17 protein-coding genes are annotated in these 22523 nt (G+C 69.9%); 15 read left to right on the plus strand and 2 right to left on the minus strand.

Annotated features, from left to right (window positions below; all coding sequences use genetic code 11):
• The first annotated feature begins 16 nt into the window (after positions 1 to 16).
• Genes BLW43_RS13310 through BLW43_RS13330 form a run of 5 tightly spaced genes read left to right on the plus strand, consistent with a single transcriptional unit; the run spans position 17 to position 8105 of the window.
• A complete protein-coding gene (locus BLW43_RS13310; RefSeq protein WP_093254168.1) occupies positions 17 to 823 on the plus strand; it encodes a TnsA endonuclease N-terminal domain-containing protein in 807 nt (268 codons plus the stop codon).
• Complete coding sequence (locus tag BLW43_RS13315; RefSeq protein WP_245731048.1) at positions 820 to 2973, plus strand: Mu transposase C-terminal domain-containing protein; 2154 nt, start codon at positions 820 to 822, stop codon at positions 2971 to 2973. Before BLW43_RS13310 ends, BLW43_RS13315 begins: the two co-directional genes overlap by 4 nt.
• On the plus strand, positions 2966 to 4609 hold the full coding sequence (locus BLW43_RS13320) for an ATP-binding protein (RefSeq protein WP_093254170.1): 1644 nt from the start codon (positions 2966 to 2968) through the stop codon (positions 4607 to 4609). Before BLW43_RS13315 ends, BLW43_RS13320 begins: the two co-directional genes overlap by 8 nt.
• A 19-nt stretch (positions 4610 to 4628) precedes the next feature.
• Positions 4629 to 6209 carry a TnsD family Tn7-like transposition protein gene (locus BLW43_RS13325; RefSeq protein ID WP_093254172.1) on the plus strand — a complete coding sequence of 527 codons (1581 nt, stop codon included), beginning with the start codon at positions 4629 to 4631 and terminating at the stop codon, positions 6207 to 6209.
• The gene (locus tag BLW43_RS13330) at positions 6210 to 8105 is read left to right on the plus strand and encodes a hypothetical protein (RefSeq protein ID WP_093254174.1); all 1896 of its coding nucleotides are present in this window, start codon (positions 6210 to 6212) and stop codon (positions 8103 to 8105) included.
• A 34-nt stretch (positions 8106 to 8139) separates the two neighbouring features.
• Here the strand turns inward: BLW43_RS13330 and BLW43_RS13335 are convergent, their stop codons facing one another.
• Positions 8140 to 8709 (minus strand): tyrosine-type recombinase/integrase, encoded by a 570-nt coding sequence (locus BLW43_RS13335; RefSeq protein WP_093254175.1) that lies wholly within the window; start codon positions 8707 to 8709, stop codon positions 8140 to 8142.
• A gap of 226 nt (positions 8710 to 8935) precedes the next feature.
• Between BLW43_RS13335 and BLW43_RS13340 the strand changes: the two genes are divergently transcribed.
• Positions 8936 to 9529, plus strand: coding sequence for a Uma2 family endonuclease (locus BLW43_RS13340; protein ID WP_093254312.1), 594 nt, complete (start codon positions 8936 to 8938; stop codon positions 9527 to 9529).
• A gap of 241 nt (positions 9530 to 9770) precedes the next feature.
• Here BLW43_RS13340 and BLW43_RS13345 read toward each other — a convergent pair whose 3' ends face one another.
• Positions 9771 to 10829 carry an NAD-dependent epimerase/dehydratase family protein gene (locus tag BLW43_RS13345; protein ID WP_093254176.1) on the minus strand — a complete coding sequence of 353 codons (1059 nt, stop codon included), beginning with the start codon at positions 10827 to 10829 and terminating at the stop codon, positions 9771 to 9773.
• A gap of 159 nt (positions 10830 to 10988) precedes the next feature.
• On the opposite strand from BLW43_RS13345, the gene BLW43_RS13350 reads away from it, so the two are divergent.
• The 9 genes from BLW43_RS13350 (at position 10989) to BLW43_RS13390 (ending at position 22470) form a co-directional block, all read left to right on the plus strand.
• A complete protein-coding gene (locus tag BLW43_RS13350; RefSeq protein WP_093254178.1) occupies positions 10989 to 11282 on the plus strand; it encodes a hypothetical protein in 294 nt (97 codons plus the stop codon).
• A 360-nt stretch (positions 11283 to 11642) separates the two neighbouring features.
• A complete protein-coding gene (locus BLW43_RS13355; protein WP_093254180.1) occupies positions 11643 to 14291 on the plus strand; it encodes a LamG-like jellyroll fold domain-containing protein in 2649 nt (882 codons plus the stop codon).
• A 78-nt stretch (positions 14292 to 14369) separates the two neighbouring features.
• A complete protein-coding gene (rfbC, locus tag BLW43_RS13360; protein ID WP_093254182.1) occupies positions 14370 to 14936 on the plus strand; it encodes a dTDP-4-dehydrorhamnose 3,5-epimerase in 567 nt (188 codons plus the stop codon).
• A 10-nt stretch (positions 14937 to 14946) separates the two neighbouring features.
• Positions 14947 to 15993, plus strand: a complete 1047-nt coding sequence (gene rfbB, locus BLW43_RS13365; RefSeq protein WP_093254194.1) for a dTDP-glucose 4,6-dehydratase — start codon at positions 14947 to 14949, stop codon at positions 15991 to 15993.
• Between the two features lie 2 nt (positions 15994 to 15995).
• On the plus strand, positions 15996 to 16880 hold the full coding sequence (gene rfbD / locus BLW43_RS13370) for a dTDP-4-dehydrorhamnose reductase (protein WP_093254314.1): 885 nt from the start codon (positions 15996 to 15998) through the stop codon (positions 16878 to 16880).
• Entirely contained in the window at positions 16864 to 17748 is an 885-nt protein-coding gene (rfbA, locus tag BLW43_RS13375) for a glucose-1-phosphate thymidylyltransferase RfbA (protein WP_093254195.1), read from the plus strand. Before rfbD ends, rfbA begins: the two co-directional genes overlap by 17 nt.
• 102 nt (positions 17749 to 17850) lie before the next feature.
• Positions 17851 to 20301 carry a tetratricopeptide repeat protein gene (locus BLW43_RS13380; protein WP_093254197.1) on the plus strand — a complete coding sequence of 817 codons (2451 nt, stop codon included), beginning with the start codon at positions 17851 to 17853 and terminating at the stop codon, positions 20299 to 20301.
• Between the two features lies 1 nt (position 20302).
• Positions 20303 to 21544 (plus strand): glycosyltransferase family 4 protein, encoded by a 1242-nt coding sequence (locus BLW43_RS13385; RefSeq protein ID WP_093254199.1) that lies wholly within the window; start codon positions 20303 to 20305, stop codon positions 21542 to 21544.
• Positions 21541 to 22470 carry a glycosyltransferase family 2 protein gene (locus tag BLW43_RS13390; protein ID WP_093254201.1) on the plus strand — a complete coding sequence of 310 codons (930 nt, stop codon included), beginning with the start codon at positions 21541 to 21543 and terminating at the stop codon, positions 22468 to 22470. Before BLW43_RS13385 ends, BLW43_RS13390 begins: the two co-directional genes overlap by 4 nt.
• Positions 22471 to 22523 lie beyond the last annotated feature (53 nt).

The following is a 22523-nucleotide window of genomic DNA, read 5'->3' on the forward strand; positions in this document are numbered from 1 at the left end:
TGTCTGCGGAGACGGGATGGCGCGCAGCCGCTACGGGTTCGACGAGGCCAAGATCGCCCGCCTCCTCAATGAAGGGCGCGGTAAGGGCCGCGGCGCCGACTACAAACCCTGGCTGACGGTGCAGGACGTGCCGTCGCGGGGACGCAGCCACCGCTTCGCCGGCCGAACCACTGCGCGCGTCCACCACCTACTGTCCGACATCGAATACCGGACGCTGCTGATCTATGAATGGTGCGACGCCGTCGTGGATATTCGCGAGCGTTTCCCGCTCGACCGCACTGCGACCACGCGCATCGCCGCAGCGATCGGGGTCGCTCATCCGGCCGACCCGAAATCCGGCGTCGATCTGGTCATGACGACGGACCTCCTCATCGATTTCACGGACCGCGTGGTGGCCCGTGCGGTCAAGCCGTCGAGCGACCTCGACAAGGCAAGGACGCTAGAGAAACTTGAGATTGAACGACGTGTCTGGTCCGAACAGGGCGTCGACTGGGGCGTCGTCACCGAGCGCGAACTGCCCGACAGCATCATCGCCAACCTGCAACGGCTCGCGGGGTACCGTGATGTGGATGACAGGGTCGCGCCGGAGCGCATCGATTTAATCGAGCGGGAGCATGCGGAATGGAGCGACGCCCTGCTCCGCGATTTCTGCCTTGCCATGGACGCGCGCCACGGGCTCGAGGCGGGCGGAGCGCTGGAGATCGTGCTGCACCTCATCGCCATCAAGCGCTGGATCGCGGACGTCACAGCGCCGATCGACGGCGAGACGCCGCTGTGGCGGTTCACGCGACGCGACGGGCAGGCGCGGAGGGATAGCGCGTGACCGGATTCGCGCCGTGCGACGTGATGCAGACCGGTGACGCGGGACGGCGCGAGCGCGTTTTGTGGATCGACCGGGACCGCGGGCGCGCCGTCCTGATCGACATCGACGCCGAGCGCGCCCTGCCGGTCCTGCGACCGTTGGACGTTCTGGAGGCGCAGGTGGAGGCCGGCGAGATCGCGCGGATCGACGATCCGTGGCTGCGCCCGGTGCTCGAAGACGCGACGCCGCCGACGCATCGGACGCGCCGCGACGCCGCCTGGCGGCTGATCGAACCTCTCATCCGCGCCCAGCCGGACACGTTCCTCGAAGGCCCGCGCGGGGCGCTCGTGGCGCAAACCGTGGCCCGGGGCGAGGCCAGCCGCACACGCCTCTACCGCCTGCTGCGGCGATACTGGCAGCGCGGCATGACGCCGAACGCGCTGCTTCCCGACTACGCCAACAGCGGCGGGCGAGGAAAGGACAAGGCGGCCTCGGGCCGGAAGCGCGGCGGCCGTCCAGTCTACGGCCCTGAGGGGATTAACGTCACGCCCGACATCCGGGAGGCCTTCACGCTGTCGGTGCAACGCCATCTTGTGAAGAGCAAGAATATGACGGTGTCGGAGTGCTATAACCGCTGCCTTGGAGACTTCTTCTGCGACGTACGCGTCGATCCGGAGACCGGTCGCCAGAGGAGGGTGCTGCGGGACCAGCATCCGTCGCTTCACCAGTTCCGGTACTGGCTGGCGAAAGACGACAATCCGCTGGCGCTTAAGCGCAAGCGCCGCACCGCGCGGGTCTATGACAAGGACAGCCGCGGATTGCTGGGCTCTTCCCGCGCCGAAGTCGCGGCGCCGGCGGATCGCTTCCAGATCGACGCCACCGTGGCCGACATCTACCTCGTGTCGCAGTTTGATCGACGCCGAATCGTGGGCCGACCGACCATCTATGTGATTGTCGATGTCTTCAGCGGTCTGATTGCCGGGCTCTATGTCGGCTTCGAGCACGCGTCATGGCTCGGCGCCATGATGGCGCTGATCAACGCGGCGATGGACAAGACCGCGTATTGCGCGCGGTATGGAGTCGAGATTACCGAAGCGGACTGGCCCTGCGCGACGCTGCCCCGAACGCTGCTGGCCGACCGTGGCGAGATGCTCGGCCCGAAGGCCGACGCTCTGGTCAATAACTTCGGCATCCACCTCGAAAATACCGCGCCCTATCGCGCCGACTGGAAGGGGATCGTGGAGCAGCAATTCCGGCTGCTGCCCGCCGCGTTCAGAGACTATACGCCAGGCTATATCGAGCCAGACTTCCGTGAGCGGGGTGCCCGAGACTACCGTCAGGACGCTACGTTCACACTCGACGAATTCACTGCGATCATCATACGCTGCGTCCTCTTCTACAACAACGAGCGGGAGATCACCGGCTATCGCCGCGACGCCGGCATGATCGCCGAGGACATGCCGCCGGTTCCAATCGAGCTGTGGGAGTGGGGCCTCTCCGCCCGCGGCGGCGCGCAGCGACGCTATCCTGAGGACCGGGTTCGCCTGAGCCTTCTGCCGACGGCGACCGCATCCGTCACGCACCGTGGGATCGAGTTCCACGGGTGCCTCTACAGCTGCCCGACAGCGATCGCAGAGCGCTGGTTCGACAAGGCGCGACAGCGTGGGCGATGGAAGGTCGACATCTCCTACGATCCCCGGCTTCTTGACGAAATCCACCTCCATGACGCGCGGGGCTCGTTCGGATTCCTGCCCTGCGCCTTGACCGATCTGAGCGCCGCGCAACGCGGCAAGACGCTGTGGGAGATCGACGAGCAACGTCGTCAAGACCGCCGCCGCATCGCGCAAAGCGACGGTTCCCGCCGCGAGGCGCGGATCAATCTCGGCCAACATCTGCGGGAGATCGCCGACGCCGCGCTGACGAAGACGGCCGCCGCCGGGCCGTCTGCAGAAAGCGCCGCAGCCCGCGTGCGGGGCATCCGCGCCAACTGCGCCGCCGAGCGAGACGCAGAGCGAAGGGCGGCTGTCGAGACGGCGCGACCGCGGGGCGACGGCGCCAAGGTCACCCCGATCCGGCCCGAGATCACAACCGACCGTGACTTCTCGCTGCCCAGCGTGGCGCGTTTCCGCAAGCGACACTCAGACGACGAAACAGAGGGCGGCGATGACTGAGGCGCCGCCGGACCTCCCCGAGTACGCAGGCAACCCGTTCATCAACCGCCTGCCGCCGCTACGCGACGCCAAGACGGCGCTGGAGGACCTCACGTCGCTGCCGATCCACGCCGAGGCGGAGCGGGCCTATCCCGCGCATCTGCGCGCCCACTGCTTGCAGCGCCTCACCCACTACTTCGACCCCAACGAACGCCATATCGATCTCGACCAGCGCATCGAGTTGATGATCCGGCAAGGCTATGTCGGGCGAAACCCGCTCACCACCAGCTACATTGATCACCTCGCCAACGGCCACGCCCGCGTGATGGCGCGCAACCTCGAGACGGCGCCACGGGTCGCGGAGTCCACCGCCAGCGGCATCGCGCTGATCGGCGTCAGCGGCATGGGCAAGACCCGAAGCGTCCAGCGCATCCTCAGCCGCTACACGCCGCAGGTGATTGTCCACGAAGAGCCGTTCCTACTGCACCAGGTCGTGTGGCTGCGCCTAGACTGCCCGTCACTCGGATCCCGCAAGCAGCTCTGCTTCAGCTTCTTCAAGAAGATGGACGAGTTGCTGGGGACCAACTTCGAGGCGCGCCACGGCGGCGCTCGGGAGCCGGTCGACAAGATGCTGCCGCAAATGGGCGCCATCGCGAACCGCCACGCGCTTGGCCTTCTCGTGATCGACGAGATCCAGCATCTGATCGAAGCGAAGGGATCGGGGCGGGAGGAGCTGCTGAATTTCCTCGTCACTCTGGTCAACATGGTTGGCGTGCCCGTCCTTCTGATCGGCACGCCGCGGGCACTGCCGCTTCTCGACGGAGCCTTCCGACAGGCGCGACGCGTGAGCGGCCTCGGCAGCCTGCTCTGGGATCGCCGCCCACCGGATGAGACGTGGGACGACTTCGTCACGCGCATGTGGCGCTGCCAGTGGACGCGCACGCCCTCGCCGCTGACGGATGACGTTCGGGCAGCCTTTTACGACGAGAGCCAGGGCGTCATCGACATCGTCATCAAGCTTTACCTTCTAGCGCAGTTGAAGGCGGTCCAGCTTGGGGCGCTGGCCGACGATCCCGAGATCATCGACGCGCCGCTGCTGCGCCATGTCGCGAAAGAGAGCCTCGGGCTCGTGCGCCCAATGCTGGACGCGCTGCGGCGCGACGATCGGCGCGCGCTGGAACGGTACGACGACCTGACGAGCTTCGACATTCACGTCCGTCAGGTTCTGGCGGATGCGGCGGCGACCATGCCGCGACGAGTTCCCCTCTCTCAGGAACCGCCGGTGGCGGCGGCCACAACCGCACGACCTGATGAGGGTGGAGCGCACATCCTCGCGGTGCTCGGGCAGCTGGGCGTCGCCGCCGACGTCGCTAGGGCCGTCATTGCGGAGATCAGGGCGGAGACACCCGATCTGAGCCCGCTTGATCTGGTTCATGCGGTCGCCGAGCGCCTCAAGGACCGCCCTTCGCTCGGGAAGACTGCGAGGCGGCCGCGAAGGCCGAAGGCGTGTCCACCCGAGACTCAGCCAAGTCCAGATGATCTGCGCGGCGCAACTGTCGAGTCCGCGTCCGGCCATGCTGGACTGCTCGCCGCGAGCATGCTGCGGGCGCCGGCGGATGACACCGATCTGATATCGCGTGACGCAGCACGTGGCTGATAGAGGCGCTGCGAAGAGGATGCTGACCTACTTCCCCCGCCTACTTCCCGACGAGCTGCTCTACAGCGTCATCGCCCGCCACCACCGCCACACCTGCGAGGAGAGCCCCAAGCGCACGATCGAGGCCCTGTTCGGCGACCGCTCGGTGCGCGCGGCCGTCGACCTGCCGGCGCGTCTCTGTGCGCTTGCGGCGCGGCTGCCGCCAGGGCTGCGGCTGACGGCGCCCAGCATCGCGCGGTGGCTCACGCTGCTGCCCTACTACGCCGCCTTCCAGAGCGCCGCCGTCCGGCGGGACGCGCTGCGCGCCATGACGCGCGGCACGACAGACGGCCTGCACATGCGCCTCGGCTTCACAGCGAGCCGGGTGCGGCCGCCGACAGCGCTGCGCCGGTGTCCGGTCTGTGACGCTGAGGCGCTGACGGAGGTCGGCGAACTCTGGTGGCGGCGCGCCCATCAGCTGCCTGGCGTGCTTGTCTGCCCCGATCACGGCGCACCGCTGATGGCGACCTCAGCGCAGCCGGCGCTTGCGGGGCAGCACGTCTTCCTCGCGGCGGCCGCGCATCCGGTCCTGATCGCCGCGGCGCCGGGATGGGCCGCCGACAGGGCCGCCATGGCGCTGCTCACCGATCCCCCGCCTGATCGCGTCGTCTACCGCGGGGCGTTGCTGGACGCGCTGGCTGTCCGGGAGCTGGCCACGCCGACCGGCTCCGTCCGACAGCGCCGGCTCGGCGCGCTGCAGGCCGAGACGTTCGCGCCGCTGGCGGATGCTCTGCCCGAGGCGCTCCGCCCGGACTGGCTGGCGGCGATCACGCGCCGGCGCCGCCATGTCTTCCACCCGCTCCACTACGTGCTGCTCGACGTCCTGCTGGACGCGGCGCCGGTGGATCGGGCGCGCCGCGTCGTGCGCCCGCGGCGCTTCCTCGCCGACGACGCGGACTTCGAAGCGCGGCTGCGCGCAGCTGTCGCGACGTCACCGGTCCTGACTCGCGTGGCGCGCGAGCTTGGCGTCGATGCGAACACCGTCCGCCGCCACGCCGCGCGTCTCGGCCTAAATGCGCCGTGGAAGCCTCTGGCGACGGCGACGCGCGGTCCCGATGCAGGAACAGACCATGATCATCGAAGGGACTGGGCCACATTGCGCGCCGCCGAGCCGACCCTGAGCCGCAAGGCGCTCCGGACCCGCCTGCCGGCGGCCCACGCATGGCTGCGCCGCCATGACCCCGACTGGCTGGCGACCCACTCTCCGCAGCTGCGCCGCCGTACTCGTGGAAGGGCGCGGGTGGACTGGGCGGCGACCGACCGGGCGCTGGCCGCGGACATCGGGCGCGCCGCCACGCGGCTACTGGCCCAAGCGCCGCCGGTGCGGATCACATGCGCCTCGGTGGAGCGGGCGCTCGGCCGCCCCGGCTGGCTGGCGCCGCGCCGGGCGAAGCTGCCCCTCAGCGACGCGGCGGTGCGCGCCGTGTCGGAGGACGTCGGCGCCTTTCAGGCGCGCCGTCGCCTCTGGGCGGAGGGGACGCTGCTGGCGGAGGGACCCGCCCCGGACTGGCGCGTCCGTCGCCTCGCGGGTCTGCGCGCCGCGCCGCAGGGCAAGAGCTGAATGGCGGTCCAGATCGAGGCCCTGAGGATCTTCGGCGAGGTCGAGATCGTCGTCATCGGCGCGCCGTTCCGCAGCGCGGACGGGTCATGGCTGATCAAGCTGATTCTGCGTTGGCGCGACAGCGACCGGCAGTCCACGGCCGTCGTTCCCATGGGCGCGCTCCCGCTTCTCTCCATCGGTCGCGTGTTCATAAGCGGCAATCGCTCCGATCTGGCCTGGACCGGCAAGGTCGCCGACATCACCATCCCCGACGTCTCGGCCTGCGAGGAGATCGAATCGGACGCTGTGCCCGGGGAATTACTCGCGCCGCTGTTCTCCAGCGCGCGGCGGCGGGGACCGCCCCAGAGCGTGTTGCTGTACCGCGTCGGAGACCGGCGCATCTACGTCCCCGCCATCGAACTGATCCGCGCGTGCCACCTGACCTGCTCGACGCTGGCGACCGCCATCCTGCGGCCGCAGGCGCTGATGGGGCTCTACCGGCCGCTGCGGCCCGGCGCGCATGAACGGCTGCGCCTCGATTTCACTGCAGCGCTGCCGGTCGGCCTGCTGCGGGGCAAGCGCGCGCCGGGCTTCGTGGAGCGCTTCGCATGGACCGCCGTGCATCCCGAGGGCCGCAGGAGCTGGGACAGCGTGGCGCGCCTCTCGCCCGGGTCGGGCAGCCTGCGCATCGCGCCGCCGGCCCTCATCGGCTCGGAATGGCGTGTGCGCATGATCGAGGCCGATAACGCGGCGCTGGTGCTTGAGATCGCGTCCATCACCGGCAAGGAGCAGGTCGCCGAAGAAATCGTCTACACCCATCCGAAGCTGATCCGCTACGTGCGCACCGTGACCCGGACCGACGTCGGGACCGCCGCCACCAGCCGCGCCGAGAATGCCGGCGCAAAAGGCGAGACGTCGACCGAGCCGTTCGATGGCGAGGTCTCGGAGGAAGAAGGTAGTTCGGATGCGGGCGAAGGCGGCGCGGAGCGCCTGATCGTCGAGACCGAGGCGGCGACGCGCATGGCGGACCCGTCGGTCGTCTCCATCGAGGGCAATGCGCACGAGTTCGACCGGACGATCCCGATCCGTGACATCCGCTTTGAGGTGGAGGCGACCAAGGGTAAGCGCGCCAAGATGATCGTCACGGACGACGAGGATGAGGACGATGACGACGGCGAGACCGGCATCAGGACAGTACGCCGCGCAAGCGGCGGCGCGCTAGATGGGTCGCAGGCCGCCGGCTCTGGAGACGCCGGGCCACGCAGGACGATGAGCGAAGCCGGCGAGACCAAGCCCGCACCGGCGAAGCCCGCCGCCATGGTGCGCCGCAAGGTGACGGTCGCCGAGCCCGAGCCCGGTGCGGAGTTGGACCAGATCGAGTTCAGCACGCTCGAAAAGATGGACACCGACTATGTCGGCGCGCTCGGCCCGCTGGTCGAGGTCCTGCGCCGGATGGATGCAATGCTGCCCACCGTCCGCGTCTCCTCCTCGCTGACGCCGCTGCCGGAGGGCCGCGCGATCTCGCGCATCGGGGCCGCCCGCTTCGATCGCAGGCCGGCGCTGGTCGCCGTGCTCTGGCCTGCGGACCGCGGCCCGACGCTGCTGATCGACGTCGATCACAGCGGCGGCGTCTCCGTGGCGATGCTCGCGCTGCGCTACGGTCCGGACGCGACTATGGCGGCCATTGAGGAAGACGTGAAGGCGATGCTGACCGCGCTCGCCACCAACGGTTTCTGGGTGATGGAGACGCTGCAGGAGCAGATCGACGCCGGCGCGGTCGCCGTCGAGCGCCTGGTGAAGGTCCTGCGCCGCACCCGCAGCGCCGAGCACCCCGACTACATCAACCGCTGGGTCCTGACGCTCATCGAGCGGCTGGGGTTTCAGGACGAGATGCGGTCTGGTGACGCAGGCCTTTGAATCTTTGATGTGGCTTTGGCCAGAGAAGCCGACCTCATCGCCACATCCGGTCGCTGATCTCACGCTGCTCGTCGCCAAGCGCGTTGGCGTAGATTGCGGTCACCTCCAGCGAGCCGTGCCCCATCCATTTAGCGAGCATGTTGAGCGGCACCCCGTTGACGACGGCGTTGACGCCGTAGCCGTGTCGAAATCCCTTCGGGGCCGCATGGGGTCCGTCGGCGACGCCGGCATCGGCGAGCACGGCCTTCACGCGCCGCCAAGCCGTCGTCCGCGACCAGGACCAAAGGCGGTCGTCCTGCGCCGCGCCGCGCTCGCGCAGACCGTGCACGAGGTCGAGCAGTTCGGTGAGGGGCTCGGGCACGGGCACGATGCGATAGATGCCCCGGCGGCGTTTCTTGAGCGTCTCGAAGGTCAGGGTCCGGTCGGCGAGGTCAACCCGGCGGCGTGTGAGACCGAGCACTTCGGAGATCCGCGCGCCGCTGTAGTGCAGCGTCTCGCAGAAGCTGCGGATCTCGCGCGGCGCCGATTTCGCCGCGACGAGAAACGCCTCGCGCTCCCGGCGGTTGAGATACAGTCTTTCGCCGTGCGCATCGAACAAGCTCATGGCGGACCGTTCTCACAAAATCTGTTTCGCTCGCAACCCACGCGCTGCGCGGCGCACGGCTTGAAACGGGTGGCCTCGACGCCGCCATATCAAGCGCTTGCCGGCGCCGCGCCGCGAACGCGGGCGTGTAACGGTATTATTCGAAAGGTTTCAACCGAAATGCGTTTGATGACGTTCATGGCCCCACGCCCTATCATGGGCGTGCTGTCGGATGACGGAGGCGGTGATGACCTTGCAGACGCTCGCGTTCAAGCGGCCCGCCACCTATCAGGACGTTCTCGACGCGCCGGCTCATCTCGTCGCCGAACTGCTCGACGGCGCGCTCCATCTGCAGCCGCGTCCCGGAGCGCGCCATGCCCGCGCCGCCTCTCGCCTCGGCGTGAAGCTCGGCGGTTTTGACGACGACGGACCGGGCGGATGGTGGCTGCTGGACGAGCCGGAGATCCATCTCGGCGACCATGTTCTCGTGCCTGATCTCGCCGGATGGCGACGCGCGAACATGCCGGCGTTTCCGGATGCCCCAGCGATTGATCTGGCGCCGGATTGGATCTGCGAGGTGCTCTCGCCGTCGACCCGTCGACTCGATCTCGGCGTGAAGCGCGATGTCTATGGCGCGCATGGCGTGTCTCACCTGTGGTTTGTCGACCCTGACGCGCAGACGCTTGAGGCCTTCGCCTGCCGCGGTGGCGCATGGGTGCTTTTGGCCACGCTCACCGGCGACGCGATGGTCCGACTCGCTCCGTTTGAGGAGGCGATCTTCTCGCTCAGCGCGCTGTGGCCGCCGAGCAAGCCGGAACCACCGCAGAGCGAGGACATTTAAGCTCTACGAGAGCAAACTTTTTTGCGATGCGCTGGGAGATCTAGCGGGCGGGCCATACAGTTAGGAGCAAACTTTCAGCATTCTGAGGCCGTCGCCAGCGCCCAAAAACACAGTCTTTTCAGAAGCGTGCCGCTCGATCTTTTTTGTCATTCAACAGCCCCGATCGCCGGGAACGAAGCCGGGATCTGAAGCAGGACGTCCGGCGTGCGTCCGTCCGCGCCGGGGAAGGCGCGCCGGCCGTTCATCCGGCGCGCACGGTCCAGTCGGTCCACCAGCGCGCGAACCGCCGCACCCCTTCCGCGAGCGTCACCTGCGGGACGAACCCGGTCGCGCGCTCGAGGTCGGCGACGTCGGCGGCGGTGGCGGCGACGTCGCCGGGCTGGGCGGGGACGAGCCGGACCTCGGCCTTGCGGCCCAGCTCGGCTTCGAGCGCGGCGACGAGGGCGCGCACCGGCGCGGGTTCGGCGCGGCCGATGTTGTAGACGCGGTGCGGCGCCCAGCTGCGCGCGGGGTCGGGGTTCATGCGGTCGAAGCCGGGATCCGGCGCCGGGGCCAGCGGCGCAAGCCGCAGCAGGCTCTCCACCACGTCGTCGACATAGGTGAAGTCGCGGCTGACCTCGCCCATGTTGTAGAGCTCCAGCGTCCGGCCCGCCATGATCGCCTCGGCGAAGGACCAGTAGGCCATGTCCGGCCGCCCCCAGGGCCCGTAGACGGTGAAGAAGCGCAGCCCCGTCGCCGGAAGCGCGTAGAGGTGGCTGTAGGCGTGCGCCATCAGCTCGTTCGCCTTCTTGGTCGCGGCGTAGAGGCTGACAGGATGATCGACGCCGTCGCGGGGCGACAGCGGCAGCCTGGCGTTGCCGCCATAGACCGAACTCGACGAGGCGTAGACGAGATGGGCCGGCGCGGCCGCGCGGCACGCCTCCAGCACGTTGAGAAACCCGGTGAGGTTGCTGTCGGCGTAGGCGCCGGGATTGGTCAGCGAGTGCCGCACGCCGGCCTGCGCGGCGAGATGGATCACGCGGCGCGGCGCGCCGGCCGCGTCGAAGGCGGCGCCTAGGGCCCGCGCGTCCGCGAGATCGCCCTCGATGAAGCGGAAGCCGGGCCGGCCCGACAGCCGCTCCAGCCGGGCGCGCTTCAGCCGCACGTCGTAATAGTCGTTCACGTTGTCGAAGCCGACCACGGCGAGGCCGGCCTCCAGCAGCCGCTCGGCGACATGCATGCCGATGAAGCCGGCGGCGCCCGTGACCAGGACGGGCGGCTCGTCGCGGAGGTGCTCCGCCCAGGCTGCGGGGTCTGTCATGGCGGGATCCCTGATCGCGGCCGTCCGCCAGGATTGCGTCCGTCGCAGGGCTTTTCTTCGAGCGCCGCATCAATGGACGATGCGGGCGGCGTTGTCGAGCGCCGCCGCCGGCCTGCGCGTTTCATCGCCCGTTAATCGGCGCGGGGCACAGTCCTCGCCATGAAACACGGACCCATCAAGGTGCTCGCCGCGGGTTACGGCCTCGGCGTCGCGGCGGGAGCGGCCGTCTGGACGACGGGCGGCTCGATCCTTGCTTCGGCCGCGACGGCGTGGCTGGGCGGCGCCGCGGCGACCCTTGCGCTGGCGGCGATCCCCGCCACGCGCCGGCTTCTGGCCGATGCGGGCCGGGGCGCGGCCGCCGAGGACGAACGCGCGCTCGCCGAGGCGGTCCGTCGCTGGGAGGACGAACGCCTTGGCGTCTCCGCAAAGGCCGAGCGCCGCCGTTTCGGCTGAGGCGCCGTAGCGCCCGGCGGTCGCCCGTCCGCGGCGGGCCGGGAACTTGCGCCGTGGCGCGTTTCGCCATGACCGCCTCAAGAATCCCGGAGCACAAATACTCCTATCCGATAGGCACCGTTTCCACTGCGCACTGAAGCATTGTGACACGACTTGTAATTCGAAATATGCGCATATTGTGGCGATTTCTGCGAATAGCAGCCTTTTTTTGTCGCGGATGTTAACAAAAAGTTCTGGTGAGATAAAATCCGGTTCGTTACAAGTCTCGTTAACCGAGTCGCCTTATCCACCATCCCAAACGCAGCATCGTCGGGTTGAGCCCGATTTCTGTGGAAACTCATCTCGTGGAGTTGTTCCTGCATGTCGACCCAACGGAATACGTCAGCGACGGTCTCAAGCGCCGCCGAGCTGGAGGCCGCGCTCTCGATAGCCGATGGCGGGACCATACTGCTAGCTCCCGGGAACTACGGGGCGCTCCGGCTGCTTTCATGGCAGCAGGAATATGTCAGGTACGACTCCGAAGTCGTCATAAGGTCCGCGGATCCTGACAATCCCGCGGTCTTCACCGGGTTCGATCTGCGCGGCGTCGAGAATCTGGCGTTCGAGAGCGTGGCCTTCGAGTACGACGCGCCGCGGGGCGATCGCGTCGTGGAGCAGCCGTTCAAGGCGACCAGCGTGACCGGGTTGCGGCTGACCGACGTGGATTTCAAGGGCGATCTCGCCGAGGGCGTCAGCTCGGGCGCCGACGGATACGCCACGGGCTTCGGTCTGGCGGTGGTCAGCTCCCGCGACGTCACGCTGGAGGACTCGCACATCGAGACCTTCTTCAAGGGCGCCACCTTCAACGGCGTCGACGGGCTCACGGTGCGGGGCAACACCATCGTCGACATGCGCTCGGACGGACTGAACTTCGTCGACGTCGAGGATGCGCTGATCGCCGACAATTTCATCGGCGACTTCCGCGCCGCGCCGCTGCTGAACGACCATCGCGATGCGATCCAGTTCTGGACCGCCGGTTTCGAGGATCCGTCGCGCAACGTGACGATCTCGGGCAACTACATCGACATCGACGACGGCGACTGGATGCAGTCGATCTTCATCGGAAACGACGGCGTCGGGTCTGACCCGACCTTCCTGATGGAGAATTTCGAAATCGTCGACAACGTCATCTACAACAGCCACGCCAACGCTGTGCATGTGGACGGCGTCGACGGGCTGGTGATCGCGCGCAACACGGTGTTGCACAACGTGATTCCCGGCTTCGAGGGCGGCACCTACGATCCGCGCATCGTCGTCACCAGCCGCTCGCGCGACGTGCTGGTCGAGCGCAACGTCGCGCCCAAGATCGACATGAACGCGAGGGCGGGCGACAATATCGTGCGCGACAACCTGATCGTGCAGCGCGACTATCTGCGGGAGCCGCATCACTACGAAAACCTGTTCGTCAACGCCATGGCCGACGCGGACGCGACGCTTGAGGATCTGCGGGCCTTTCCGGGCGGCGTGATCGAGACGCTGGACGTCGGCTCGGCGCTGAACCGCTTCGACACGACGCCGACGGCGCCGGACGGCTTCATCGTCTCGACCCGGGGCGAGGCGCTGGAGCGCAGCACCTACACGCTGGACGCGCGGAACGTCTTCGACCCCGACGGCAGGATCGCGCCGGAGCGGCTGCAGGTGACCTGGCGCTTCGGCGACGGCTCCACGGCGCAGGGGCTGGTCGTCGAGCATCCCTACGCCAACGCCGGCGTCTACGACGTGACGGCGGAGGCGCGCATCGACGGCGGCTCCGAGACGCTGACCCTGCGCAAGCGCCTGGCGGTGGAGACCCCGCTGATCGCCAAGCTCGACTTCGAGAACGGCCTCGTCGACGAGTCCGACCTGGCCGGGAGCGTCACCAGGACCGGCGCGGTCTCGGTGACGTCGGAGGGCGACGGCCGTGTGCTGAAGATGAGCGGCGGCTACATATCGCTCGAAAGCGCCGACGCCTTCACCAACAACGACGCGTTCAGCCTGCTGATCGACTTCAAGAAGCAGGCCGCCGCCGACTCGGGGCGCCTGGTGGCGCTGGTCGGCAGCTTCGTGATCGACATTCAGGAGGACGGCGTGCGCGTCAACCTGACGACCTCGGAGGGGCAGTGGCGCTTCGGCACGTCCAGCGCCGCGATCCGCGACGTCGAGTGGCACAGCCTGGGCCTGACCTTCTCGGGCGAGTCCGGCGTCGCGAAACTCTACATCGACGGCGTCGAGATCTCTCGGTTCAGCGGCCTCGACGGCCATTTCCAGGATGGGTCCTCCGGTCAGGCGCTGCACCTGGGCAACCCCTGGGGCGGCGGCGACTTCCGCGGAATGGTTGATAATGTTTTGTTCTACAACGCAGAACTCTCGGCCGAGCAGGTGGTGCTGGGCGGGCGCTTCGGCGACGAGATCGACGTGTCGAACCCCATCGAGCCGAACCTGCGGCCGCTCCTGATCACGTTCGACGAGCCGCGACCGACGGAGGGCTATCTCGTCCGCGGCGCCGAGATCGTGGACCGCGACGGCGACGCCTGGGCGCGCTTCGACGGCGTGGACGACATGGTGACGGTCGCCGTGGCGCCGGAGGCCTTCGACGACGCCAGCCAGATCTCGGTCGGCGCCACGTTCGAGCGCGAGGACCTGCTCAACGGCCGCCTGTTCTCCAGCAGCAAGCAGTTCAGCGTCGATTTCCGCGGCCCCGACGTGATCGTGTTCGTCGCGCTGGAGGACGGCGGCGCGTTCCGCACCATCGTCGAAGGCCTCGACATCGGCGTAGGCGAGGTCCACGCCCTGCAGCTCGACATCGACCTCGCGGGCGACCGCATCGTTCTGCTTCACAACGACGAGATCGTTCTGGACGAACAGGCGCCCGTGGATTTCCCGAACTTCGGCTGGGAGGGTCTGACCGTCGGCGGCTCGGGCTGGGTCAGGAACTTCAACGGCTACATCGACGACTTCTTCCTGCTGTCCGACGCGCCGACCTGGGAGTAGCGCCTTGCGGCGGGACAAGCCACTGGACCCCCGCGCGGCGCCATGTTCTAAGCGCCGCGCGCGATCAGTGAGGCCGGGATGGACGTGACGGCGACCGAGATACCCGACGTGCTCATCCTCACGCCGCGCCGCTTCGCCGACGCGCGGGGCTTCTTCAGCGAGACCTGGAGCGCGCGGGCGATGGCGGCCGTCGGCCTCGACGTCGCCTTCGTGCAGGACAACCATTCCCGCTCGACGCAGGCCGGAACCGTGCGCGGCCTCCACTACCAGCGCCCGCCGCACGCCCAGGGCAAGCTGGTGCGCGTGGCGCGCGGGCGCATCCGCGACGTGGCGGTGGATGTCCGCGTCGGTTCGCCGAGCTACGGCCGCTGGGTGGCCGCCGAGCTTTCGGCGGAGAACGGCGCCCAGCTCTGGGCGCCGCGCGGCTTCCTGCACGGCTTCGTCACGCTCGAACCCGACACCGACGTGATCTACAAGGTCGACGACTTCTACTCCGCCGACTGCGACGGCGCCGTGCGCTTCGACGACCCCGACCTCGCCATCGACTGGGGCGTCGATCCGCAGGCCGCGACGCTCTCCGACAAGGACGCCGCCGCGCCGGCCTTCGCGTCGTTCCGCTCGCCCTTCGCCTTTGCGCATCCATGAGGGCCGCGCGATGAAGCTCCTCGTGACCGGCGGCGCCGGTTTCATCGGATCGGCCGTCGTGCGCGGCGCCGTGGCCGAGGGGATCCGGGTCGTCAACGTCGACGCGCTGACCTATGCGGCCAATCTCGACAACGTCGCCTCGGTCGTCGACAGCCCGCTCTACGCCTTCGAGCGGGTCGACATCCGCGACGACGCCGGGCTGGCCCGGGTCTTCGCCGCGCATGATCCCGACGCGGTGATGCACCTGGCCGCGGAGAGCCACGTCGACCGCTCGATCGACGCGCCGACAGCCTTCGTGGAGACCAACGTGCTCGGAACCTGCGCCCTGCTGCAGGCGGCGCGGGCGCACTGGCGGGCGCTGCCGCCGGCGCGGCGGGAGGCGTTCCGCTTCCACCATGTCTCGACCGACGAGGTCTATGGCGCGCTCGGTCCGACGGGCCGCTTCACCGAGGCGACGCCCTACGATCCGCGATCGCCCTATTCGGCCTCGAAGGCGGCGTCCGACCATCTGGCGCGCGCCTGGGGCGAGACCTACGGCCTGCCGGTTCTGGTGACGAACTGCTCCAACAACTACGGCCCCTTCCACTTCCCCGAGAAGCTGATCCCGCTGACCATCCTCAACGCACTGGCGGGGCGGCCGATCCCGATCTACGGCTTGGGCGAGAACGTCCGCGACTGGCTCTATGTCGAGGACCACGCGGCGGCGCTGCTGACGGTCCTGCGGCGCGGCCGGGTCGGCGAGACCTACAACATCGGCGGCGATGCGGAGGCGCGCAACATCGACATCGTCCGGGCGATCTGCGCCGTCCTCGACGCGCTCCGCCCCGACGGCGCCCCGCGCGAGCGGCTGATCTCCTTCGTGGCGGACCGCCCGGGCCACGACTTCCGCTACGCCATCGACGCGGGCAAGATCCGCGACGAGCTCGGCTGGCGGCCGACGGTCTCGCTGGAGGAGGGGCTGCGCCGCACCGTGGCGTGGTATCTCGACAACGAGCCGTGGTGGCGCGCGATCCAGCAGCGTCACGGCGTCGGCGACCGGCTGGGCCTCGGCGCGTGACGCTGTCGCTGCTCGTCTTCGGCTCCACGGGCCAGGTCGGCGTGGAGCTGCGCCGGCTCGGCGGCCCGGACCTGGCGATCGAGTCGCTCGACCGCGCCGCTGCGGATCTCGCGGATCCCGAGGCCTGCGCCGCGCGGGTGGCGCGGACGGGCGCGGATGTCGTCGTCAACGCCGCCGCCTACACCGCCGTGGACCGCGCGGAGGGCGATGAGGCGGCGGCGACGGTCGTCAACGGCGCGGCGCCCGGCGCCATGGCGCGGGCCGCCGCGGCGCGCGGCATCCCCTTCCTGCACGTCTCGACCGACTATGTATTCGACGGCGGCGGCGCGCGGCCCTGGCGCGAGACCGACCCCGTCGCGCCGCTCGGCGCCTATGGCCGCTCCAAGCTCGAGGGCGAGCGGCGGGTCGCCGAGGCCGGCGGGCCGCACGCGGTGCTGCGGACCGCCTGGGTGCACGCCGCCCACGGCTCGAACTTCGTGCGGACCATGCTCCGGCTGGGGGCGGAGCGGGACGCGCTGCGGATCGTCGACGACCAGCGCGGCGGACCGACCGCGGCGGCCGACGTGGCGGCGGCGCTGGTTGCGATCGCCCGGGCCTTCGCGGAGGGGCGCGGCGTATCGGGCGTTTTCCACTACGCCGGCGCGCCGACCGTGAGCTGGCGCGAGTTCGCCGAGGCGATTTTCGAACGCGCGCATTGGCTTGCGCCGCCGCGGATCGAGCCCATCCCGTCGGAGGCGTATCCGACGCCGGCGCCGCGGCCGCGCAACTCCGCGCTTGACTGCGGGCGCATCGGCGCCGCCTATGGCCTGCGACAGCCTGACTGGCGCTGCTCGCTCGAGGCGATCATGAAGGAACTCGGGGAGGCGCGCGATGGCGTCGGGGCGTAAGGGCCTGCTGCTCGCGGGCGGATCCGGAACCCGGCTGCATCCGATCACGCGGGCGGTCTCGAAGCAGCTTCTGCCGCTCTACGACAAGCCGATGATCTACTATCCGCTCAGCGTGCTGATGCTGGCGGGGCTGCGCGACATCGCCGTGATCACCACGCCGCACGATCAGGCGCAGTTCCAGCGCCTGCTCGGCGACGGCGGCGACCTGGGTCTGCGGCTGGAATGGATCGTCCAGCCGAGCCCCGACGGCCTCGCCCAGGCCTACCTGCTCGCGGAGACGTTTCTCGACGGCGCGCCCTCGGCGATGGTTCTGGGCGACAACATCTTCTACGGGCACGGGCTGCCGGAGACGCTGGCGGCGGCCGACGCGCGCGCCGAGGGCGGCGTGGTGTTCGGCTACCAGGTCGCCGATCCGGAGCGCTACGGCGTGGTCGAGTTCGACCGCGAGGGCGCGGTGCGGTCGATCGAGGAGAAGCCGGCGCGGCCGCGGTCCAACTTCGCGCTGACGGGGCTCTACTTCTTCGACGGCCGGGCGCCGGAGCTGGCGCGCGATCTCAGGCCCTCGGCGCGCGGCGAGATCGAGATCACCGGGCTGATGCAGCGCTATCTCGACGCCGGCGCGCTTTCGGTCGAGCTCCTGGGGCGCGGCTTCGCCTGGCTCGACACCGGCACCCATGACAGCCTGATCGAGGCCGGGGAGTTCGTCCGCACCATCGAGAAGCGCCAGGGCCTCAAGATCGGCTGCCCCGAGGAGATCGCCTTCCGCAAGGGCTTCATCGACCGGGCGGCGCTGGCGCGGCTCGGCGAGGCGCTCGTGAAGACCGGTTACGGGCGCTATCTGCTCGGGATCGCCGAGGCGGCGGAGTAACGCGGTGTTGGCGCGCCGACGGCCACTCTGTATCATGGCGCCGCGCGGCCTTTTTGACGTCGCCGCCGCCGTCCGGCGGCCCGTGAAGCCTGGAGTATCCGTATGATCGCGCCTCTCCTCAAGCTGCCCTTCCTGCGCGCGCTGGCGACGGGGGCGGCCCTGATGCTCGTGGCCGCATGCGAAAGCCCCGAGGAGCGCGTCGCCGGCCACTACGCGGCGGCGATGGAGCTTCTGGAGAAGGAGCAGCCCGAGAGGGCGGCGCTCGAGCTGCGCAACGCCCTGAGGCTCGACGAGAACCACGCGCCGTCCCGGTTCGAGATGGCCAAGCTCTACGAGGCCGACGGCGAGCTGCGCGCCGCGGTGGGCAATTACCGCCTCGTCATCGAACTCGATCCCGAGAACGTCGAGGCGCGCAAGCGCCTGGCGCCGCTGCTGATCGTCGGCGGCGCCTTCGAGGAGGCGCGCGACGTCGCCGCGGCGGCCGCGGCGCTGGCGCCGGAGGACCCCGAGATCAAGACGCTGGAGGCGACTGCGCTCTACCGGCTGGGCGACGTCGACAAGGCCGTGGAGCTGGCCCGCGCGGCCATCGACATCGACCCGGGCCACACGCCCGCCCAGGTTCTGATCGTCACCGACATGGCCGCGCGCGGCGACCGGAGCGGAGCGCTGGCGCGCGCGGACGCGCTGCTGGCCGAGGCGCCTGACGACCTTGCGCTCAACCTGCTCAAGCTGCGGCTGCTGGAAGGCTCGCCCGACGTCACCGATCACCTGCGGAAGATGGCGGAGCGCTTCCCGGACCGCGCCGAGTTCCGGACGGCGCTGGCGTCGGCGCTGCAGGCGGCGGGCGACGTAGAGGGCGCCGAGCGCGAGCTGCGCGCTCTGGCGGAAGCCGCGCCGGAGGACGCGCGGCGGGGGCTTGCGCTGGCGCGGTTCCTCGGCTCTGCGCACGGCCCCGAAGCCGCGCGCGCGGAACTGGACAGCCTCGCCGCGGCCGCGCCGCCCGAGAGCCGCCTGGAGTATCGCCTCGCCAGGGCCGAGCTCGACTACGCGCTCGGCGATGCGGACGCCGCCCTCGACATTCTGCGCTCGGTGATCGACAGCGACGAGTCATCCGCCGCCGGCGCGGCCCGGGCCCGGCTCGCTTTCGGTCGGATCGCGCTCGCGCGAGGCGACCTCGAAGCCGCGCGCGACGCCGCGGAGACCGTGCTGACCGCTGACGACGAGAACGCCGATGCGCGCGGCCTGCGCGCGGCGATCATGATCGAGGAGGACCGGCCGCGGGAGGCGGTTCTCGAACTGCGCCAGGCGCTGGCCCAGGCGCCCAACGACATGCGCCTGCTGCTGCTCAGCGCCCGCGCGCATGAGCGCGCCGGCAGCGCCGAGCTCGCCGAGGAGAGCCTCGCCTCGGCGGCGATCGCCTCTGGGTATCAGCCCGAGATCGCCATCGCATACGCCCGGCTCCTGTCGCGGCGCGAACGGCTGGAGGCCGCCGAGGCGGTTCTGGCGGAGACGTATCGTCAGCATCCGCGCGACGCCCGCGTGCTGCTGGCCATCGCCGAGGTTCGCCTTCGCAGGCAGGACTGGGACGGGGCCGAGGAGGTCGCGGCGGCCTTCGAGGCGCTCGGCGGCGAGGAGGCGGCCTCGCGCCTGCGCGCGGCGTCGCTGACCGGCCAGGGCCGGTTCGACGAGAGCGTGTCGGTCCTAGAGCGGCTGACGGCCGGCGACGATGCGGGCGACGCGCTGACCGCCCTCGTGCGCAACTATGTGCGGCTCGGCGACATGGAGAACGCGCGCCGCGTCGTCGATGAGACGATCGCGCGCGACCCGGGCCAGCTCCGCGCGCGGGTGCTGCGCGCCGAGCTGGAGGTGATGGGTCGCGATTTCAATGTCGCCGAGGCGACGCTGCGCGAGGCCGTCGCCATGTCGCCGGAGGCCTCGCTCGGCCATGTGAGCCTGGTGCGGCTTCTGCTGATGCGCGGCGACGAGGCGGCCGCCGAGACGGCCGCGCGCGAGGCGGTGGCGCAGGCGGCTTCGCCGGCGGAGGCGCGCCTGATTCTGGCGCAGCTGCTCGAGCGCCGCGGCGACTTCGACGGGGCCATCGAACAGTACGAGGCGCTCTACGAAAGCCAGCCCGACTCCTTCGTCGTCGCCAACAATCTGGCGAGCCTGCTGTCGGACCATCGCGCCGACGACCCCGCCGCCATCGACCGCGCCGCCCGCGTCGCCCAACGCCTGCGCGGCTCGGAGTCGCCGTACTTCAAGGACACCTACGGTTGGACGCTGTTTCTGCAGGGCGAGCACGAGACGGCGGCGCGGGTGCTCGAACAGGCCGCCGAGGGGCTGCCCGAAAACGCTGTCGTGCGCTATCACGCCGGCCGCGCGATGGCCGCGCTCGGGCGCTCCGACGCCGCGCGCGGCCACCTGGAGGCCGCGCTCGCCCTCGGCGGCGACTTCGCCTTCGCGGACGCGGCCCGGGCCGCGCTCGCGGCGCTTCCCGCGGCCGGAAGCGACCCGAACCAGAGCGGCCCGGACCAGAGCGGCGCGCAGCAGTGACATGAACCTGGAGCGCGCAGCCGCCGCGGTCGCCGGCGCAAGGATCCTGATCCTCGTGGAGAACCTGCCCGTCCCCTTCGATCGCCGCGTCTGGCAGGAGGCCACGACGCTGCGCCGTCATGGCTGCGAGGTGACGGTGATCTGTCCCAAGGGCCGCGGCTACGACGCGGAGGAGGAGGAGATCGAGGGCGTCCGCATCTTCCGGCACGATCTGCCCCTCGAAGCGGAGGGCGCGCTGGGGTATCTGCGCGAGTATCTCGCGGCGCTGTGGAGTCAGGCCCGGCTCGCCGCCCGGGTGCGCCGTCGCCACGGCTTCGACGTGATCCAGGCGTGCAACCCGCCGGACCTGCTGTTCCTGACGGCGCTGCCCTATCGCCTGACCGGCCGCGCCCGTTTCATCTTCGACCATCACGACCTGTCGCCGGAGCTGTTCGAGGTGAAGTTCGGTCGACGCGGCCTGCTGCACGCCGTTCTGCGCGCCGCGGAACGGGCGACCTTCGCGCTCGCCGACGCCTCGATCGCGACCAACGAGACGTTTCGCGACATCGCCGTAGCGCGGGGGCGGATGGACCGCGACCGGGTCCGCATCGTGCGCAGCTATCCGAATCTGGCGCGCTTTCGCCGGGTCGAACCCCAGGCGGGGCTCAAGCGGCCTGACGGGTTTCTCGTCGGCTATGTCGGCATCATCGGCGCGCAGGACGGCGTCGACCTCCTGGTTCGCGCCATGGCCGATCTCGTCGGCCCGCGGGGGCGCGACGACGTGGACTGCGTGATCATCGGCGACGGGCCGGCGCTGGCGGGGTGTCAGGCGCTGGCGGCCGAGCTCGGCGTCGCGGAGCGGGTCCGCTTCGCCGGCTATCTGGGCGGCGAGGCGCTGCTGGCGCATCTGAGCGCGGTGGACGTCGGCGTGATCCCCGACCCCTCGAACGCGTTCAACGACAAGCTCTCCATGAACAAGGTGTTCGAGTACATGGCGCTCGGCCTGCCCTTCGTGCAGTTCAACCTGCGCCAGGCGGCGTCGGAGGCGGGGGAGGCGGCGCTGGTGGCGTCAGGCTCCAGACCCGAGGATCTCGCCGCCGCGATCGAGACGCTCCTCGACGATCCCGAGCGCCGCGGCCGCATGTCCGCCTATGGCGCGGCGCGGGCGGCGCGGGAATTCACCTGGGAGAGTCAGGAGCCGGCGCTGCTGGAGGCCTACGCCCTGGCGCTGGAGGCCGGCGGTCGCCGGCGCAGGTCGGCATGAGCGTCGACGTGTCGATCATCGTCGTCAACTTCCGCACGCCGGAGATGACGGTCGAGGCCGTGCGCTCTGTCGGCGAGAACGCCGGCGAGGGGTTCTCCTACGAGATCATCCTGATGGACAACGGCTCCGGCGACGGCTCGGCCGAGGCGTTGCGCGCGGCGTTTCCCGAGCTCGACGTCATGGCGCTGGAGGAGAATGTCGGCTTCGCGCGCGCCAACAACATCGGGGCGGAGCGGGCGCGGGGCGAGTACATCCTGTTTCTCAACCCCGACACGCTGGTGCGGCCGGGCGCCGTCGCCGCGCTGCTGGCCTTCGCCCGCCGCCGGCCTGAGGGGGGCGCCTGGGGCGGCCGCACGGTATTCGCCGACGGCGCGCTGAATCCCAGCTCCGTGGCGCGCTTCGTGACGCCGGCCACCATGCTCATGCGTGCGGTCGGGCTGTCGCACCTGTTTCCCCGCAGCGCCTGGCTCAATCCGGAGATCTATCCGGGCTGGCGGCGCGACAGCGAACGGGAAGTCGACGTGCTGTTCTTCTGCTTCGTGCTGATGCGGACCGAGGTGTGGCGCCGGCTTGGCGGCTTCGACAGGCGGTTCTTCATGTTCTGCGAGGATGACGACCTGTGCTGGCGGCTGCGGCAGGCGGGGCTGCCGCGCCTGTTCACGCCGGAGGCCGCCATCGTGCATTATGGCGGCGCATCCACGACGCATCGCCCCGGCAGGATCGTCGCGATCAATCGCGCGCGGTTGCAATGGGTGGATCGACACTGGCGCCCGGTGGCGCGGGCCACCGCGCGCCTTGCTCTCGGCGGCGGGGTCGCGGCGCGTGCGCTCTTCGAGCGGCTTTTCCACGGCAGGCGGACGCCGACCTGGGGCGAGGTCTGGGCGCGGCGCTCCGAGTGGCTGTCGCCCGGCGCCGTGACGAAATGAATTCCGGTTCATCGTGATTTCCGTAAGACAGTTGCGCCGCCGTCTCGGCCTTT

Source organism: Rubrimonas cliftonensis (genome assembly GCF_900107585.1).
Taxonomy (GTDB): domain Bacteria; phylum Pseudomonadota; class Alphaproteobacteria; order Rhodobacterales; family Rhodobacteraceae; genus Rubrimonas; species Rubrimonas cliftonensis.